The sequence below is a fragment of the Pseudoxanthomonas wuyuanensis genome, assembly GCF_900215535.1.
Taxonomy (GTDB): Bacteria; Pseudomonadota; Gammaproteobacteria; order Xanthomonadales; family Xanthomonadaceae; genus Pseudoxanthomonas_A; species Pseudoxanthomonas_A wuyuanensis.
On the sequence record NZ_OCND01000011.1, the window covers coordinates 121,359 to 139,592 of the forward strand.

Annotated in this window: 16 protein-coding genes and 3 pseudogenes; 11 read left to right on the forward strand and 8 right to left on the reverse strand. The window is 65.1% G+C overall.

All coding sequences use genetic code 11. The annotated features are described in order from the left end of the window. Positions 1–10: 10 nt before the first annotated feature. Positions 11–1,027, reverse strand: coding sequence for a NosD domain-containing protein (locus CRO39_RS18160; protein WP_097123380.1), 1,017 nt, complete (start codon positions 1,025–1,027; stop codon positions 11–13). A 395-nt stretch (positions 1,028–1,422) separates the two neighbouring features. Here CRO39_RS18160 and CRO39_RS18165 point away from each other — a divergent pair, with 395 nt between their 5' ends. After that, entirely contained in the window at positions 1,423–1,638 is a 216-nt protein-coding gene (locus CRO39_RS18165; RefSeq protein WP_097123381.1) for a hypothetical protein, read from the forward strand. A 245-nt stretch (positions 1,639–1,883) separates the two neighbouring features. Here CRO39_RS18165 and CRO39_RS18170 read toward each other — a convergent pair whose 3' ends face one another. The 4 genes from CRO39_RS18170 to CRO39_RS18185 form a co-directional block, all read right to left on the reverse strand. Continuing rightward, entirely contained in the window at positions 1,884–3,317 is a 1,434-nt protein-coding gene (locus tag CRO39_RS18170; RefSeq protein WP_097123382.1) for an XVIPCD domain-containing protein, read from the reverse strand. Continuing rightward, the gene (locus CRO39_RS18175) at positions 3,314–3,937 is read right to left on the reverse strand and encodes a hypothetical protein (protein WP_097123383.1); all 624 of its coding nucleotides are present in this window, start codon (positions 3,935–3,937) and stop codon (positions 3,314–3,316) included. The genes CRO39_RS18170 and CRO39_RS18175 overlap by 4 nt, the downstream gene beginning before the upstream one ends. 119 nt (positions 3,938–4,056) lie before the next feature. Continuing rightward, positions 4,057–4,680 (reverse strand): hypothetical protein, encoded by a 624-nt coding sequence (locus CRO39_RS18180; RefSeq protein ID WP_097123384.1) that lies wholly within the window; start codon positions 4,678–4,680, stop codon positions 4,057–4,059. Positions 4,681–4,746: 66 nt separating this feature from the next. Beyond that, positions 4,747–5,250 (reverse strand): hypothetical protein, encoded by a 504-nt coding sequence (locus CRO39_RS18185; protein ID WP_097123385.1) that lies wholly within the window; start codon positions 5,248–5,250, stop codon positions 4,747–4,749. A 207-nt stretch (positions 5,251–5,457) separates the two neighbouring features. Between CRO39_RS18185 and CRO39_RS21015 the strand changes: the two are divergent. The 6 genes and pseudogenes from CRO39_RS21015 to CRO39_RS18210 all read left to right on the forward strand — a co-directional run. After that, a pseudogene (locus CRO39_RS21015) lies at positions 5,458–5,640 on the forward strand (hypothetical protein); the annotation flags it as partial. Between the two features lie 381 nt (positions 5,641–6,021). Next, positions 6,022–6,102: pseudogene (locus CRO39_RS21455) on the forward strand (Fic family protein); the annotation flags it as partial. 82 nt (positions 6,103–6,184) lie between these two features. Then, positions 6,185–7,342 (forward strand): saccharopine dehydrogenase family protein, encoded by a 1,158-nt coding sequence (locus CRO39_RS18195; RefSeq protein WP_097123386.1) that lies wholly within the window; start codon positions 6,185–6,187, stop codon positions 7,340–7,342. Next, complete coding sequence (locus tag CRO39_RS18200) at positions 7,339–7,704, forward strand: DoxX-like family protein (protein ID WP_097123387.1); 366 nt, start codon at positions 7,339–7,341, stop codon at positions 7,702–7,704. The genes CRO39_RS18195 and CRO39_RS18200 overlap by 4 nt, the downstream gene beginning before the upstream one ends. Beyond that, positions 7,701–8,177 (forward strand): DUF2269 family protein, encoded by a 477-nt coding sequence (locus CRO39_RS18205; RefSeq protein WP_097123388.1) that lies wholly within the window; start codon positions 7,701–7,703, stop codon positions 8,175–8,177. The genes CRO39_RS18200 and CRO39_RS18205 overlap by 4 nt, the downstream gene beginning before the upstream one ends. Positions 8,178–8,313: 136 nt before the next feature. Further along, positions 8,314–10,005 (forward strand): FAD-dependent oxidoreductase, encoded by a 1,692-nt coding sequence (locus CRO39_RS18210; protein ID WP_097123389.1) that lies wholly within the window; start codon positions 8,314–8,316, stop codon positions 10,003–10,005. 113 nt (positions 10,006–10,118) lie between these two features. On the opposite strand, the gene CRO39_RS18215 is transcribed toward CRO39_RS18210, so the two are convergent. Both CRO39_RS18215 and CRO39_RS18220 read right to left on the reverse strand, forming a co-directional pair. After that, entirely contained in the window at positions 10,119–10,880 is a 762-nt protein-coding gene (locus CRO39_RS18215; RefSeq protein ID WP_097123390.1) for a sulfotransferase-like domain-containing protein, read from the reverse strand. Between the two features lie 11 nt (positions 10,881–10,891). Beyond that, a complete protein-coding gene (locus tag CRO39_RS18220; RefSeq protein ID WP_097123391.1) occupies positions 10,892–11,851 on the reverse strand; it encodes an aminotransferase class IV in 960 nt (319 codons plus the stop codon). Between the two features lie 194 nt (positions 11,852–12,045). Here CRO39_RS18220 and lexA point away from each other — a divergent pair, with 194 nt between their 5' ends. The 4 genes from lexA (at position 12,046) to CRO39_RS18240 (ending at position 17,916) form a co-directional block, all read left to right on the forward strand. Then, positions 12,046–12,654, forward strand: coding sequence for a transcriptional repressor LexA (gene lexA / locus CRO39_RS18225; protein ID WP_097123392.1), 609 nt, complete (start codon positions 12,046–12,048; stop codon positions 12,652–12,654). Between the two features lies 1 nt (position 12,655). Further along, positions 12,656–13,276, forward strand: coding sequence for a translesion DNA synthesis-associated protein ImuA (imuA, locus tag CRO39_RS18230; protein WP_097123393.1), 621 nt, complete (start codon positions 12,656–12,658; stop codon positions 13,274–13,276). Between the two features lie 7 nt (positions 13,277–13,283). Continuing rightward, positions 13,284–14,705, forward strand: coding sequence for a Y-family DNA polymerase (locus tag CRO39_RS18235; RefSeq protein WP_097123394.1), 1,422 nt, complete (start codon positions 13,284–13,286; stop codon positions 14,703–14,705). 109 nt (positions 14,706–14,814) lie between these two features. After that, a complete protein-coding gene (locus CRO39_RS18240; protein WP_097123407.1) occupies positions 14,815–17,916 on the forward strand; it encodes an error-prone DNA polymerase in 3,102 nt (1,033 codons plus the stop codon). Between the two features lie 105 nt (positions 17,917–18,021). Here CRO39_RS18240 and CRO39_RS21250 read toward each other — a convergent pair. Then, positions 18,022–18,234, reverse strand: a pseudogene (locus tag CRO39_RS21250) (hypothetical protein); the annotation flags it as partial.

Below are 18,234 nucleotides of genomic sequence, written 5' to 3' on the forward strand. Positions count from 1 at the left end.
CGGCATTCCATCAATACGTATTGCCGCTACCGGTATCCACCACTGGGGTCGGCGTGCCGAAATAGGCATTGCCGGTGGCGTCGTTGTCGTGGGCATCCTCGCGGAAGTAGAGGCCGGTGGCGTCGTAGTACAACTTGTTCAAGTAGATGCGGTTCTTCACGACCTGTGGGTCCTTGCTGATGCCCAGGCCCAACGAGATGCCGACAGACTGCTGGAAGATGCTGTTGCCTTCTATCAGGTTGAAGGCTACCACCGGGCTGTAGCCGCCGGTCATGCAGGAACCGGTGAACTGCGGAATCAGCGACATGCCGGCGTAGCCGTAGTCGATCAAGTTGCCGCTGATCTTGTTCTTGCTGCTGCCGCGAAGCACGATGCCGGCCAACTCCACCTTGCGCAGCTCGTTCTGCTGCACCTGGTTGTTGTTGCTGGCGTCGTACAAATGGATGCCGTAGTCGCGGACGCCTTGCAGCTTGTTGCCCTTGATCAGGTTGTCCGAATGGGGATGGCCGCAGATGGATATTCCGCCGCCGATGTCCAGCATCTGGTTGTCGAGGATGGCATGCGCGCCCAGCGTGGTGCGGCTGCCGGGCACGGCAATGATGTAGACGCCCCAGCCCTGCACCTGGCGAAAGTCGTTGTTCTTCACGGTGGCGGCCATGGTGTCGCTGATGGTGACGCCGGAGCCGATGTCTTCGAAGCTCACGCCATCCACGGCCAGTTCGTCCGCGCGGGTGGCGTTGACGCCGGTCCAGAAGCCGGTGATGCGGCCGGGCCCGACAATGCGCACCTTGGCGGCGTCGGCTATGTGGATGCCTTGCAGGGCCGGGTCACCGCTCAAGGTGTGGCCATTGAGATGGATGGTGATGTAGCCGACTGGCACGTACAGCGCGGTCCAGCCAGTGGTGCAGTGCAGATCGGCGGTCAACGTGATGCTAGTGGCAATGGTGTCGCCGCAAGCCTGAGCGCGGGCGGCGGGCTGCCAGGCCATCAGCAGCAGGGCCAGAACAAGGGTGGTGAGAATTTTCATGACATCTCCGTGTCCAACGGCAGGGGGCCGTTGTAGTCCCTAATACGGCGAATGCGGGCGTGGAGTGCCATCGGGGTCCTCCGGCGCAGGGTTTTCGCCCGGTGTCGGCCAGAATGCTGCGAGGTTGCCGTTTGCGGGCTGCCTACGCACGCCTGGAAAGCCCGCCGGCAACCTGCTGGCCATCGAATCACTTCGGCACAAACCTTGCTTCGCACCATGGCCCCGGCACGCCAGCTCCCTTGAGGCGGGTGCGCCGGGCAGGTCACGCCGGGTATGGGCGCTTCTCTGGGAGTGGTTTCACGATGTATCAATCGAGTTCATACGCATCCGCTGCCGAACGGAGCGAGCCGGATGCGCCAGCGCCGCGACAGCCGGAGCGCCGTAAAACCGACGCCATGCCGGATCCGGCCGCATTGCGCGCCGGTTTGACGGCTGAGCAGGTCACCACGCTGGAGACCATGGAACAGTTCCATTGGCGGTTGAAGTTCGTCCGCCGGCCGCTGTTCAAGGCCCCAATCCCGGTGCTGGTGGAACGAGGCGACATGCGCCTGGTGGTGATTGAGGAAGACGGCACCATCAACGAGAACCCGGAGCTGCGGCTGCGGGGGTGACAAGGCGTGGCCCATGTGGTCACTCAGCGGGGCGCTTCTGGAGATGGCTGGAGGGGCGGCTGGATCAAATGCCCGGTGTTCCGGACGGCCCAGATATAGGAACAGACCAGCTAAGGCAACGCTGAATAAGTCGTCATTCCGGCGAAAGCCGGAATCCATGTTGCTTCTAAGTAGTTGAATAAAATGGATCCCGGCTTTCGCGACGAGTTCGCGTGTGGTGAGCCCACGCTGGATGCCTACTGAACCTACATCGACATCTGGGACGTTCGCTGCTGCTCCTGAATCCGCTGCTGCTGCATGGACTGCTGTTCCAGCGCCTGGCGCTGATTGATCGATTCCACCTGGTTCAGGCTCTCCTGGACCGGCCGCTGGGCCGCTTCTGCCGTGGGTGTATATGCCCGCAGAGACGCCGGGTTGGACGGGTCGCCTTGAACGACAAAAAGGTTCTGCGCCGCAGGTAGGTTTTCAGTTCTGATGCTCAACAACACCTGGTCTACCCGGGTCATCCCTGCATCCTTCGCTGTGGCCAGCAGGCTGTAAGACATCCGCTCGCTGGTCTCATCGAACATCCGGCCATTCGCCTTGTCCAGCTCATCCACCTTGCCGCGGATCTGCTCCAGCAGGGTCCGGTCGGCGTGGCTGAGTTGCGGGGAGGGTGCCAAGGGCAGGGCGCGGTTGGGAGCCATATCCGGCTCGTTGTTGCTTCCCTTTCCGGTGTTCTTCAGTTGGACCCATTCCATACCGCCCTTGCTGCCGTCGGTGACGGTGAATGTGTTGGCATTGCCCAGGTCCAGGCCATTGCGTTCCAGTTGCTTGGGGTTCAAGCCCAGGTCTTTCATGTCGATTCGAATGTCCGGCGGTCGCCGGCCCTCGGCCAGGAAGTCGAAATCGCGGGCAATACGGGAGATGGGATCGACGCCGTAGTAGTTGCGGTAGTCCGAGTCGCCGTGCTTGCCCAGCGTTCCCGAGCCGTCATAGAAGCATTGCTCAACGGCCTTGGTCAGCGCCCCGCCGTCGCGGTAAGGGTGGCGGTTCAAGGCTTCGTAGCTGATACCCGGGGCCAGGCTTGGAGCTTCGCCCACACGCTGGATACAACGGCTCTTGGCGTTGTAGACCAGTAACTCTTCGATCTCGCTTTCCGAGGCATCGGGATGGAGGTGCTTGAGGCGGCTATTGACGGCACGCAACCCAGAAACCTCGGCCAACGCTTCGTCCTGTCGGCCTTTGTCCAAATAGGTGCGCACGGGGTCGGTGAGGTTCACCACCGTTTCCCGGGCCTGGTAGGCCTCATCCATGGCGGACTGGTAGCTGTGGGTGAACTGGTCCAGGGCCTGGGCCCGCGTCTTGGCCAGAACGCCGTGCATGGTTTCGTGCCCCATGACACCGGTCAGTAGGTTCAGCCGCTCGGTGTTGGACCAGTCCTTGAAGTTCGACTCGCTGACGTAGAGGGTGCCGGGCTTGCCGTTTTCTCCGCCCGCGAAGTGGCCGCCGTTGTGCTGGCCATGCGATACGGCTATCCGACCGATTTGTTTGGCCGCTGCGGCGTTGCCCAGCAGGTTGGAAAGGTAAGGGGACTCGGCGATGGCCTGCCGGATGTTGTCCTCCGCTCCCTTTGGGAGCTGGGGGTCCTCGGCCAGGTGGGCCAACAGGGGCTCGATGCGCGGATCCACGGGCCTCATGCGTTACCCCCACGGAAGCGGATGCCGTAGACGCACTCCGTCGAAGCTTGGCCATCTCCAGAGCGGTAAATGAGCAAGCTGGCACTGACGATTTGCTTGCCGTCCCCTATGGGCCGCCAGTGTTGCCGCAACCAGCCCTGCTGGAAGTCGATCTGCCCACCGCGCTTGTAACCCATGGCTTCCAGCTTCTGGGACGCTTCCTCCGCATCCCAGAGACACGGGGGGGAGGGCTCTTGGGCTGGGCTTTTGGTTCCTGGCAGGGAGAAACTGGCTTCCGTGAATATAAAGTCACCGGCATCTGGTAATGCTACGGCGGAGAAGCTGTAACCCCCGGCGAGGGGTTGCTTCCTGGCGTGCATGAAATCCGATCCCGGCTCGGTGGGCGTCAAGGAAACGCCAAGGGCGGAGGAGAATGCAGCCGCCGACAGGTCGGAAGGCTTCCTCAAAGAATCAGCGAAACCGAGAAGGCGCTCCTGCAGTTGAACCAGCGTTGTTTGCTCGGTTTCAGCAGTGGCTTCGCTCGGTGCGCTGGTCGCGTCCGGTGTTCGGGCACATGCAACGGACAGGGTCAGCAGCGAAGCAACAGCGATTGAGGCGGCGAGGGTTCGAAATTGGTCCATGGCTCCTCCAAATCATTCAATGGCACAAGGCTATTCTGTAGGGCAGGTGTGGCAAAGAATGCTCCTGCGGCGAATGGCGCTGACGTACGTCCAGCGCCGGAGTAAGGGAACGACGGGCCTCATGCGTTACCCCCACGGAAGCGGATGCCGTAGACGCATTCCGTCGAAGCTTGGCCATCCCCAGAGCGGTAGATCAACAGGCTGGCACTGATGCCTTGCTTGCCGTCCCCTATGGGGCGCCAGTGTTGGCGCAACCAGCCCTGCTGGAAGTCGATCTGCCCACCGCGCTTGTAACCCATGGCCTCCAGCTTCTGGGACGCTTCCTCCGCATCCCAGAGACACGGGGGCGAGGGCTCTTGGGCAGGACTTTTGGTTCCCGGCAGGGAGAAGCGGGCTTCCGTGAATACAAAGTCACCGGCATCTGGTGTTGACTGGGCGAAGAAGCTGTAACCCCCAGCGAGGGGTTGCTCCCTGGCTTGCACAAAATCCGATCCCGGCTCGATGGGCGTCAAGGAAACACCCAGGGCGGATGAGAACGCGGCCGCCGACAAGTCGGAAGGCTTCCTCAGAGAATCAGCAAAACCAAGAAGGCGCTCCTGCAGTTGGACCAGCGTTGTTTGCTCGGTTTCAGCAGCGGCCTCGCTCGGTGTGCTGGTCGCGTCCGGTGTCCGGGCACATGCAACGGACAGGGTCAGCAGCGAAGCAACAGCGATTGAGGCGGTGAGGGTTCGAAACGGGTCCATGGCTCCTCCAAATCATTCAATGGCGCAAGACTATTCTGTAGGGCAGGTGCGGCGGATCGACCGGCCTCATGCATCACCTCCCCAGTAGCGGACGCCATACACGCAGGATTCCGGTGCTTCCTCGGGGCCAGAATGGTAGATCAGCAAGTTGGCGCTGAAGCCTTGTTTGCTATCTCCGATAGGGCGCCAATGTTGGCGCATCCAGCCCTGCCGGAAGGGGCGCTCTCCACCGCGTTCGTATCCCATGGCTTCGAGTTGCTTTGATGCTAGCTCGGCGCTCCAGATGCACGGTGGCGAATTTTCCCTCGTCAGGCTCTTGCCGCCCGGGAGGAACATCAGCACCTCGTGGAGCGGGAAAGACGACGGCGTCGAATGCGACGCGAAGCTGGCATAGAACTGGTAGCCGTCGGCCAACGGCTGACTCTTGGCTTCTCCTCCCGTCGTACCTGGCTCAATGGGCACCAGCTTCACGCCCAGCATTGAAGCGAAGGCGTCCTGGGATACATCGAAGGGCTGCTTCAAGGAGCCGGCATAGGTCAACAGGCGCTGTTGCAGCTGTCCTAACGTCATATGGGAAGTAGACGTAGGTGCTTGGCCGGGAACGGTCGTGGGCGGCGATGTCAAATCCGGCTTCCCGACACATGCGGTCTGTAGCATCAGCAACGAAGCGACCGCTAGGGATACGGCAAGAGTTCGAAATTGGTCCATGGCTCCTCCTGAGCCTTTAGTGACCCCAAGCTACCGTTTGAAGGGGGGTGTGGCAACCCAGCCGATCCCCAGTGGCAACTGGCCCGCGACCACCTGCTCTTGCTCTCCCGTCTGGCTGAGCCCCGCAGCCTGGACGAAATCGCCGACCACATTCCGCTGGGCCTGTGGGCCGCCTGCCTGGGCCAGCTGACCGAACTGATGAACCAGTCGCTGGACGACGCCCGCTCGTACCGTGGCACACCCGTTGGCTAGCTGCCCACGCCAAGCCCTGGGCAGGATGCCTGATGTGACTTGGCAAGGTTCCTAGCGCGCAAGGCATAAGCTTGCGCGCCAGGCTTCCCTGCTTCACGTCAGTCGGCCTTTGCCTGGCTTCCCGTGGAAAGCCTGGTGCATCGACAGCAGGCAGCCTATTACGAGGCGATCAACGCGAGCACCCATGCTTCGGACTGTGCGCCTTTCATTCGGTTCACGCTCGGCTGCATTCATAACGCACTGCTGGGCATTACCCCCCCCAAGACGCCCCTCAAGATACCCCCCAAGTCGTCAGATTACTCAGGGCGTTGGGCGACAACTCGCTGAGTCGGGAAGCCTTGCAGCAAGCGCTGGGGCTGAGCGACCGGAAAATCCTTCCGGCAGGCCTATCTGGCTCCGGCGCTGTCCGCCGGACTGGTGGAGATGACGTTGCCGGATAGACCCAACAGCCGTCAGCAATAACAACCAGTTCAAGCGGAGCGGGTGCGCCAAACGTGCCTGTTCGGCGATACTGCTTGCTGCGGCCAGGAAGCAATGGGGACGGATGAAGACACTGGTATTGGGCGGTTACGGAAACTTTGGCGCCCGCATCTGTCGTGCGCTTGCGGGCGACGCCAACATCGACCTGCAGATAGCCGGACGCAATGCCGGACAGGCCCAGCGACTTGCAGACGCGCTGGGCGGGCGGGCCAGCGCAGTCGCGATTGACTGCAATGCCTCCGACTTCGCCCAGGCCTTGGCCGCACTGCAGGTCGACCTGGTGATCCACACGGCCGGCCCGTTTCAGGAGCAGTCGTATGCGGTGGCCGTTGCGGCCGCACGCGCCGGGGCGCACTACATCGACTTGGCTGACGGTCGCCGCTTCGTCTGCGATTTTCCAGGGCAACTGCATGGCACCTTCCAGCAGGCGGGTAGAGTGGCCATCAGCGGCGCGAGTACCGTGCCCGCGCTGTCCTCGGCCGTTGTCGACCACCTATCCGCCGGTTGGCGAAGCCTGCATGCAATCGACATCTGCATTGCGCCTGCGCAGACCGCACCGCGGGGCAGGGCGACGCTGGCGGCGGTGCTGAGCTACTGCGGCAGGCCCGTCCGGATCTGGCGGGGCGGGCAGTGGACGCAGGCGCCGGGCTGGGCCACGCCAGAGCGCGTGGAGTTCAAGCGATTGCATCCGCGGATCGGTGCGCTGTGCGACATCCCCGACCTGGAATTGTTCCCCGCACGCTATGGCGTGCGCGACCGGGTGATGTTCCGTGCCGCGCTTGAGGTGGCCGCAACGCAGCGCACCTTCGCCGTGCTGGCGGCGCTGCGCGGCATGGGCCTGTTGAAGCGGCCCGAACGCTTGGCCGGGATACTGGACCGCATCAGTGGCGTGTTCGACGCGCTGGGCACCTCAAAGGGAGGCATGGTGGTGCGCATCGAAGGGTTGGACGCTGCCGGGGACCCGGCACGGCGCGCCTGGCACATAGCGGCCGACAATGGCGATGGTCCCGAAATCCCCTGCATGGCCGCAATCTTGCTGGCGCGAAAGCTTGCCGCCGGCGATGCGATGGCGGCCGGTGCCTACACCGCCGCGGGCCTGTTGTCGCTGGATGAGTTCGAACCCGAGTTCGCCCGGTGGGGGATGCTCACCGACATCGTCGACGAAGTCCCCGCTGCCTTACCGCAGGCTTCCTCCACAAGCTCGACCGTGGCCCAGCGATGAGCAGGGACGACGAAAAGTTGCTGCGCATGGGCGTGGTCTTCGTGTGGCTGGCGACGGCGGCTGTCAGCCTGTGGGAGTTCAATGGCCAGAGCATGGCGTTGCTGGCAAAAGCAGGCATCACCGATCCGCGCTTGGCTACCGTGCTGATTGCCGCCGGTGCGGGCGCCGACCTGCTGGTCGGTATGGCGATGGCGCTGTGGCCGTCGCGACGTATCTATCTGACCGCGCTGTCGCTCATGTTGGCGATGACCGCGGTGGCCAGCGTGCTCGATCCCTCGCTGTGGCTGCATCCGCTGGGGCCGCTGACGAAGAATGTCCCTATTGCCGCGGCGCTATGGGTCCTGATCCGGAGAGCGAGATGACGACTTATTTCGCGGTGAAATGGATCCACGTGCTGTCCAGCGTTGTCCTGGTCGGCACCGGCTTCGGTACTGCGTTCTACCTGTTTTTCGCCAACCGTAGCGGGAGCCTGGACGCACAGGCGGTCGTGTCGCGGCTTGTGGTCCGCGCCGACTGGTGGTTCACCACGCCGGCGGTCCTGATGCAGCCGGCTAGCGGCCTGTACCTGGCGCACCTGGCGGGCTGGCCGCTCACCACGCCGTGGCTGGCGGTGTCGATCGGACTCTTCGTGGTCACCGGCGCGCTGTGGCTGCCGGTGGTGTGGCTGCAACTGCGCATGGCGGCGATGGCCTCCGCGGCGAGGGACGGCTCCGGTGAGCTGCCCGCCAGGTACTGGCGTTATGCGCGCTGGTGGGAAGCGCTGGGCTACCCGGCCTTCTTCGCGATGCTGATGGTGTTCTACCTGATGGTGGCGAAACCGACGCTGTGGCATTAGGCGCTGCCGCCGAGCGCCATGCCTGGCGGCAGCGCCTGCGGGCACCGCACCGCCACGGCCCCCGCATTTGGGTGATTGTCAGCGCGCGTGGGCGGGACCATGCTGTGCATCCCACCTGCGTGCCGCGAGAACGCCGATGAGTCTGGTCGATACCCGTCGCCATCAGATGTTCCCGGTGCTGGAGCCGGCCCAGGTTGAGATGGCGCGGCGTTTTGCCAGCGGTCCGCCGCGCCGCTTTGCCCCGCACCAGGACATCTTTGCGGTCGGCGAACATGGCGCGCCGGTGTGGCTGGTGCTGGAAGGATTGATCGCGGTGGTGCGCCGCGATGGGCTGGGCAATGAAAAGCCCATCACGCTGCATCATGCCGGCCAGTTCAGTGGCGAAGTCAGCCAGCTGGCCGGTCGCGCTTCTCTGGCGGCGGGGCGTGCCGGCCCGGACGGGTGCGTGGCGGTGCCGTTTGACGCGGCGCATTTGCGTTCGCTGATGATCAGCTCGGCCGAGGTGGGCGAGATTGTGATGCGCGCGCTGATCCTGCGCCGGGTGGGGCTGATTGAAGGCGACACCGCCGGTTCGGTGCTGGTGGGCCAGCGTGGCGAGGCGCGGCTTACCCGGCTGCAGGGTTTCCTGACCCGCAACGGTTATCCCAATACCTTCCTGGATGCGGCCGAAGATGCCGAAGGGCGGGCGCTGGTCGAACGCCTGGGCATCCACGCCGACGAGCTGCCGCTGATGGTCTGCCCCAACGGCACCGTGCTCAAGCGCCCCAGCGATGTGGAGGCCGCGCATTGCCTGGGCATGACGCCGGATCTGGACCCGGACAAACTTTATGACGTGGCCATCATTGGTGCCGGCCCAGCCGGACTGGCGGCTGCGGTCTACGCGGCATCCGAAGGCCTTTCGGTGCTGGTGCTGGATCAGCGTGCGATTGGCGGCCAGGCTGGCGCGTCGGCGCGCATCGAAAACTATCTGGGCTTTCCCACCGGCATCTCCGGTCAGGCGCTGGCCGGCCGCGCCTACAACCAGGCGCTGAAATTCGGCGCCGAACTGGCGCTGCCGCTGGAAGTCACCCGGCTGCAATGCGATGGCGGACCGGGCCAGCCGCTGCACCTGCACCTGGCCTGCGATGCGGTGCTGCAGGCGCGTACGGTGGTGATTGCCTCGGGTGCGCGCTACCGCCGGCCACCTATCGAACAACTGGCATTGTTTGAAGGCGCCGGCATCTCCTACTGGGCCTCGCCGGTGGAGGCGCGGTTATGCGAAGGCGAGGAGGTTGCGCTGATCGGTGGCGGCAATTCGGCCGGGCAGGCGGTGGTGTTTCTGGCACCCAAGGTCAAGCACCTGCATCTGATCATCCGTGGCAGCGGGCTGGAGGCGTCCATGTCGCGCTACCTGATAGACCGTATTGCTGCGTTGCCGAATGTTGAGCTGCATACCGGTACCGAAATCGTTGCGCTGGAAGGCGATGCCGAACACGGGCTGCAGGCCGCGGTCTTCCGCGGCCGCGCCGATGGCAGCACCCATCGCTGTGCGTTGCGGCATGTGTTCCTGTTTATCGGCGCCGACCCCAACACCGGTTGGGTACAGGGTTGCGTGCAACTGGATGCGGCCGGCTTTGTGGTCACCGGCGCCGACGTGGGTGAACAGACGTTGGCGCTGGGACTGCAAACCGATCGCCCGGGCGTGTTCGCCATCGGCGATGTGCGCGCCGGTTCGGTCAAACGGGTGGCCGCGGCCGTCGGCGAGGGCGCCGCGGTGGTCGCGCAGATCCACCAGTACCTGGCCCATCACAACCGCGTTGATATCGCTGCCGAACAGGTTGGTGTATGAGGGTGTGTTGTACGCATCCGTCGGCACATGAGACGCATCGCCAGGGTTAGTGGGCGGGTTCGGTTGCCAGGACCTGCGCCTGGTTGACGAGCTTTGACTTGAGCAGCGTTGCCCTAGCCCGCGTCCGCTCCGGGGCCAACCTGCATTCGCAATGCATGCAGCCGCTGGTAATGCGGCCGGCATTGCTCGGCGACTTCGGCCGCTGCGCCTGACAGGGTGATGTCTTTTTCCACGGGCGGTTCGAAGCCGGTCGATTGCCAAACGCGTGCGTACCAGTGCGGGGCCCAGATGCCGTCGCTGTCGCGCGGGCCTTGCGGCCAGTGCAGCATGCGGTCGGTAAAGGGAATGCCCAGCCAGTCGCATAGGGCGCGCAGATGCGCTGCTGGTGCGCGCAGGAAATCGCCGGCATCGATGACCGGTGGCGGTGCGCCGGCCAGCGTCAGTTCCTCGTACAGCGCTACTTGCTGCGGCAGGCCGATGTCATCGGCGGTGACGGTGGCGCGCGATTTGACGTAGGACGCCACCACCTGGCGCGGGTCGCGGATCAGCAGCACGTTGCGCAGTTGCGCTATCCAGCCGCGGTCGATATGCGGCAGCAGGTGATGGGTCATGTGCTTCTGGTACCAGACCGCCGCGCCGCCGGGTGCCGGGCCCAGCAGCGATGCGACCACACGTCGCCAGTCGGTCTCGCCATCGGCGATGACGTCATCGCGTGCGGGATGGTCCAGGCCGGTATGGGCCAGGTAGTGCGCGTACAGCGGTTCGTCGCTGACCGCGCAATCGCCGCGGTTTTCCCAGGCCCGCATCATGGCGGTGGAAATATTGCGCGGCCCCGACCACATGGCCACGCGCAGCGGAGCAGGGTGCTGGCTCATGCCAGTCTCCATCATGCCGGGCGCGTGCGGTTGGCGACATCGGCCGCTATCAGTTCCCGGTACAGCGACTGCAGTCGTTGCACCATGGGTCCGCGCGCATCCTGCGTGTCGTCGCCCTCACGCGCGTCGTCGCCGATGCGGCGGCTGTCCACGGTATGCACCGGCACCACGCCGCCGAAAGTGCCAGTGACGAAGGCTTCATCGGCGCCATAGACATCGGTCAGGCTGAAGGACTTTTCGAATACCGGAATACCGTTGTCGCGACACAGCGCAATGACATTGGCGCGGGTGATGCCACCCAGGCAGTACTGGCCGGTGGAGGTCCACACTTCGCCCTTGCGCACGATGAAGAAGTGGGTGGAATTGCAGGTGGCGACAAAGCCGTGCGGGTCCAGCATCAGCGCCTCGTCGGCGCCAGCGCCGTAGGCTTGGATGCAGGCGGTGATGCAGTTGAGCTTGCTGTGCGAATTGAGCTTGGGGTCCTGCACATCAGGAAAACCGCGGCGCACATGCACGGTGTACAGCGACACGCCGCGCGCGGCGGTGTCGGGTGAGGCGGTCTTGTATTCGGGAATGATGACGATGGTGGCCGGGCCCACGGTGACGCGCGGGTCCTGGTAGGGCGTGCGCTTGACGCCGCGGGTGATCATGAGCCGTACATGCACGCCGTCGCCATGCATGCCGTTGGCGTCCAGCGCGGCGTACAGCGCACGGGTCAGCTGTTCGCGGCTCAGGCCGATGTCCAGCATGATGGCCTTGGCGCCTTCGTACAGCCGGTCCAGGTGCGCCTCCAGGAAAACTGGATGCCCCTGCGCCACGCGAAAGCCTTCCCATACGCCGTCGCCCAGCACGAAGCCGCTGTCGAACACCGATACCACCGCCTCGTTGCGATGCTTGAGCGCGCCATTGATGGAAATCAGGATGTCGGCGTTGCGCGGATCTTCGCTCGAATGCTGGGTGCCTTGGGTCATGCGGTTCTCCTGTGATGGACCGATGGTAGCCGCTGCGGGTTTGTCTAACTGTGGGAGCGACGTGAGTCGCGATAAGGCTTTACCGGTAACCTGTCGCGACTCACGTCGCTCCCACACGATACAGCCAGATGATTCACCGCCGGCCCGGCCCGGCACTCGCCAAACCCGCCGACTAGGTGTACAAATGTACACCCATGCCGACCCTGACGCCCCAACGCGCCGCCGTGCTGGCCTTCATCCGTGAACGGCTGGAGGCGTTCGGCCAGTCACCCAGCCTGGCCGAGATTGCCGGGGCCTTCGGTTTCGCCTCGCGCAATGCCGCGCAGAAGCATGTGCAGGCGCTGGCCGAGGCCGGGCTGATTGCGCTGGCGCCCGGGCAGCGGCGCGGCATTAGGCTGGCGCAGCAGGGCCGGCGCCCGGCGTTGCTGACCCTGCCGGTGCTGGGGCGGGTGGCCGCCGGCGCGCCCATCGGCGCCGATATCGGCCTGGATGAACAACTGCGGCTGGACCGCGCGCTGTTTTCGCTGAAGCCCGATTACCTGCTGCGGGTGCAGGGCGATTCGATGATCGACGACGGCATCCTGGACGGCGATCTGGTTGGCGTGCAGCGCAGCGGCGACGCCCGCGACGGGCAGATCGTCATTGCCCGGGTCGATGGCGAAATCACCATCAAGCGGCTGCAGCGCGGCCGTGACGGTATCCGTCTGCTGCCGCGCAATCCGGCGCATGCGCCCATCGTGGTGCAGCCGGATCAGGATTTCGCCATCGAAGGCGTTTACTGCGGCCTGTTGCGGCGGGATTGAGATGGGTGCGGTGGTGGCCATCGATACCCTGCTGCTGGAGCGCCGCATCTGGAAAGGGCGGCCGGCGGCGTTGCCGCCCAGCACCCAGCCCAGCGGCCATGCTTCGCTGGATGCGGCGCTGCCGACCGGCGGCTGGCCGGAAGCGGCGCTGACCGAGTTGCTGATTCCGGCCGATGGCATTGGCGAACTGCGACTGCTGTGGCCCAGCCTGGCGCGATTGAGCCAGGCCGGCGAACGGCTGGTGCTGGTGGCGCCGCCGTATATTCCCTATCCGCCGGCATGGCGCGCGGCTGGCGTCGATCTGCAGCAACTGCAGGTGATCAAGGCGCAGGGCCGCGATGCGTTGTGGGCGGCCGAGCAATGCCTGCGTTCGGGCAGCTGCGGCGCGGTGGTGTGCTGGCCGCAGCAGGCCGACGACCGTGCGTTGCGGCGGTTGCAGGTGGCGGCCGAGTCGGGGCAGACGCTGGCGTTTGCCTATCGTCCGCTGAAGGCATCGCTGAATGCTTCGCCGGCGGCGTTGCGCATTGCGCTGGATCTGCATCCGCCGCAGTTGCGGGTGCTCAAGTGCCGCGGCGGCATGGCGCCGCCGCGCCCGATTCCGTTTACGGCGTCCGCCGCTTGAGGCCGGGATGCGCTGGGCCTGCATTCTGCTGCCGCAACTGGCGCTGGACGGCGTCCTTCGCCGCCAGCCCGATCCCGCCGCGCCGCTGGCGCTGATTGCCGGCACGCCGCAGCGGCGGGTGCTGCACGCGGTCAATCCGGCCGCGCGCGCGCTGGGGCTGCGCCCGGGCATGTCGCTGAGCGCCGCGCAGGTGCTGGCGCAGGGATTCGCCACCGCCGAATACCAGCCCGGGGACGCACGGCGCTGGCATGATTTCCTCGCCGCCTGGGCCTACCGTTTCAGTTCGCTGGTCAGCATCCAGTACGCGCATGCGCTGGTGCTGGAAGTCGAGGCCAGCCTGCGCCTGTTCGGGCCGTGGCCGCGCTTCGAGGCGCGGCTGCACGAGGAACTGGGCGCGCTGGGTTTTCGCCACCGCATCGTGGTGGCGCCCAATCCCGCCGCCGCGCGGGTGCTGGCCAATGCGCATAACGGCATCGCGCTGCCTGGCGAGGAGGCGATGGTCAATGCGCTGGATCAGTTGCCGGTGGAGCGTGCCGGGTTTGCGCGCGACACCGCCGAGGCGTTTGCGCGGATGGGATTGCGCAAGCTGCGGCAGGTGCGCGCGCTGCCGCGCGATACGCTGGCGCGGCGCTTCGCCAAGGACGTGCTGCAGCATCTGGACGAACTGTACGGCGCGCGCGCCGCGCCGCTGGCGTACTACGCGCCGCCGGATCGTTTCGATGCGCGGATAGAGCTGGGTTACGAAACCGATTCGCACCAGGCCTTGCTGTTTCCGCTGAAACGGCTGATTTCGGATTTGGCCGCCTACCTGGCCGGCCGCGATGGCGGCGTGCAGCGCTTCGCGTTGCAACTGGAACACGAAGAGCATCCGCAGACGGTGGTGCAGGTGGGCCTGCTGGCGGCCGAACGCGATGCGGCGATGCTGTTCGAACTGGCGCGCGGCCGGCTGGAACAGGCGCAGGTGCCGGCACCGGTGCTGGCGCTGCGCTTGTTGGCCGAGGAACTACCGCCGTTCGTACCGGCGCACCGCGAACTGTTCGACGAACGCCCGCAACAGGCGATGCCGTGGGAGCAACTGCGCGAACGGCTGCGCGCGCGCCTGGGCGATGACGCCGTGCACGGCCTGCGCCTGCATGCCGATCACCGCCCCGAACTGGCCTGGCGCGCGGAAGCGGGCAGGGCGCAGGATGCCGGCGATGCGCCGTTGCGTCCGGGCTGGCTGCTGCACCAACCGATACCGCTGCGCGATGTCGCCCCGCGCATCCTGAGCGGACCGGAACGGGTGGAATCGGGTTGGTGGGACGACGGCGACGTGCGCCGCGACTACTACGTGCTGCAGACCCGGCTGGGGCAACGCGCCTGGGCGTTCCGTCCGACTGGCGAAGAAGAATTCGATAGCCCTTTCATGCTGCAGGGGTGGTTCGGATGAAAGCGACCCAATCGCTCGATGCATTCTTGCCGGATTGTGTTCATGGCGCCGGCCTTGCCCTCACCCCGACCCTCTCCCGTAAATGGAAGAAGAGGCGGTCTTGCGCAGCATGAACATCGACTACGCCGAACTGCACTGCCTGTCCGACTTCAGCTTCCAGCGTGGGGCGTCCAGCGCGCAGGAGTTGTTCCAGCGCGCCAGGCGTCACGGCTACCGTGCGCTGGCCATCACCGATGAATGCTCGCTGGCCGGCATCGTGCGCGCCTGGCAAGCCAGCCAGGAAACCAGGCTGCCGCTGATTGTCGGCAGCGAAATGCAGATCGAGCATGGACCGAAGATCGTTCTGCTGGTCGAAGACAAGACCGGCTACACATCGTTGTGCCAGCTGATCACCCGTGCGCGCCGGCGGGCGAAGAAGGGCGAATACCGGCTGCTGCGCGAAGACATCGAAGCGGTGCGCAGCGGGCTGCTGTGCCTGTGGCTGCCGGATGCCGAGCCTGTCGTCGATCATGGCCATTGGCTTTGCCGGATGTTCGAACAGCGCCTGTGGCTGGCGGTGGAACTGCACCTGGGACCGGACGATGCCGCACGGCTGGCGCGGCTGCAGGCGCTGGCGCAGTTGCTGCGGATTCCTGCCGTGGCCAGCGGAGATGTGCATATGCATGCGCGCGGCCGGCGCGCGCTGCAGGACGTGATGACCGCCATCCGCCACCGCACCACGGTGGCCGAATGCGGACACCGGCTGTTCCCCAATGGCGAGCGGCATCTGCGCGCGCGGCCTGCGCTGGCGAAGCTGTATACGCCAGCCCTGATGCAGGAAACGCTGCGGATTGCCGAGCGCTGCACGTTCGATTTGCAGCGCGATATCCAGTACGAATATCCGCGCGAACTGGTGGCGCCGGGGCATACGCCGGCATCCTGGCTGCGCGAACTGGCCAGGCAGGGCATCCATGCGCGCTGGCCCAATGAGCCTGTAGAAAAACGGCAGGAGCTGATCGCCAGGGCGCAGGAGCTGATCGAAAAGGAACTGGCCATCATCGCCGAACTGAAATACGAGTCGTTCTTCCTCACCGTGCACGATGTGGTCCGGTTTGCGCGCAGCCGGGGCATCCTGTGCCAGGGCCGCGGCTCGGCGGCCAACTCGGCGGTGTGCTATGCGCTGGGCATCACCGAGATCGATCCGGCGCGGATGAACCTGTTGTTCGAACGCTTTCTGTCGGTGGAGCGCAAGGAGCCGCCGGACATCGATGTCGATTTCGAACACGAACGCCGCGAAGAAGTGCTGCAATACGTATTCAATCATTATGGCCGCGAGCGCGCGGCGCTGGCGGCGGTCGCTACCACCTATGGCGGGCGCGGCGCGCTGCGCGATGTCGCCAAGTCGCTGGGCTTGCCGCAGGATGCGATCAAATCACTGACCGGCACGGTGGGGCATTGGAGCGACGAGATTCCATCGCAACAGCGCCTGCGCGAGCATGGCTTCGACCCCGACAGTCCCTTGCTGCGCAAGATCCTGGTGCTGGCCAGTGAACTGGTTTGCTTTCCGCATTACCTGTCCCAGCATCCGGGCGGCTTCGTCATTTCCGAACACCCGCTGCATACGCTGGTGCCGGTCGAGAATGCGGCGATGGACAACCGCACGGTGATCCAGTGGGACAAGGACGACCTGGAACTGCTGGGACTGATCAAGGTCGACGTGCTGGCATTGGGCATGCTGACAGCGGTGCGCAAGACGCTGGATCTGATCAAGCGCCATCGCGGCCGCGAACTGACGCTGGCCACTATCCCGGCCGAAGACGAAAAAACGTACAAGATGATCCAGGCGGCCGATACCGTGGGCGTGTTCCAGATCGAATCGCGTGCGCAGATGGCGATGCTGCCGCGGCTGAAGCCGAAGAATTTCTACGATCTGGTGATCGAAGTGGCCATCGTGCGGCCCGGTCCCATCCAGGGCGACATGGTGCATCCGTATCTGCGCCGGCGCGATGGCCTGGAACCGGTGACCTATCCGAAGGAGGAACTGCGCGGGGTGCTGGGACGCACCCTGGGCGTGCCGCTGTTCCAGGAGCAGGTGATGCATCTGGCCATCGTGGCGGCAGGCTACAAGCCAGGCGAAGCCGATCAGTTGCGCCGCTCGATGGCGGCGTGGAAACGCCATGGCGGATTGGAACACCACCGTGGAAAACTCATCGAAGGCATGCTGAAGAATGGCTACGCCCTTGATTTTGCCGAGCGAATCTTCGAGCAGATCAAGGGCTTTGGCGACTACGGTTTTCCCGAAAGCCATGCCGCCAGCTTCGCGCTGATCACCTATGCCAGTTGCTGGCTCAAGCGGCACGAGCCGGCTGCGTTCGTCTGCGCCCTGATCAACAGCCAGCCGATGGGCTTCTACAGCCCGGATCAGTTGCTGCAGGACGCACGCCGGCATGGCGTAGAAACGCGGCCGGTGGATGTGCGCTACAGCGACTGGAACTGCACGCTGGAACCGGAACGCGACGGCAAGCTGGCGATCCGGCTGGGCCTGCGCATGGTGCGCGGCTTGGATGAAACATCCGCGCGGCGGATCGAGCAAGCCAGGACGCGGCGGGCGTTCGCCGATGTCACCGATCTTTGCCAGCGCGCCGATCTGGAAGCGCGCGAACGCAACCTGCTGGCCGATGCAGGCGCGCTGAAAGGCCTGGCCGGGCATCGCCATCGCGCGCGCTGGGAAGTCGCGGGCGTGGAGGCGCGGCGGCCATTGTTCGATGGCCTGGCCGGAACCTCGGAAATCCAGGTGCGATTGCCGCTGCCTTCCACCGGCGAGGATCTGCTGGCCGATTACGCGACGATCGGCACGACACTCGGGCGACACCCGATGTCGCTGCTGCGCAGCCGCTTGCGCGCGCGCCGCCTGCGCGATTCGCGCGAGCTGGCGCAGGCCGAGCATGGTTGCCAGGTAATGGTCGCCGGCATCGTCACCGGCCGGCAACGGCCACAGACCGCCAGCGGCATCACCTTCGTCACCCTGGAAGACGAACACGGCATGATCAACGTGGTGGTCTGGCGCCACCTGGCCGAACGCCAGCGCCGCGTACTGATCGAATCGCGGCTGATGCAGGTGCATGGCCGCCTGGAAGCGGTGGACGGCGTGCGCCATCTGATCGCGCAACGCCTGCAGGACCTGACTCCGATGCTGAGTGGACTGGATGCGCGCAGCAGGGATTTCAAGTGAGCCGATAGGTGTCCGCAGGCGCCAGGATGACGAGTCTGTGCCGACCCGTGCACCGTCTGAAAACCGCAAGGCTCCAGACGGCGCGGATACACACGCGGGTTCCGGCTACAGGAACATGCCGCCCGAGGCTTCGATGCGCTGGGCATTGATCCAGCGGTTGTCCGGCGACAGCAGCGAGGCGACCACGCCGCCGATGTCGTCCGGCAGGCCGACGCGGCTTATGAGTCGTCCCTGAAGTATCGATTTCAGGCAGCGGTTGCGATCTGCATCGACTGCTGGCGTGAAGTGCTCCGGACTGCAGTTCCCAGAACCCAGGCG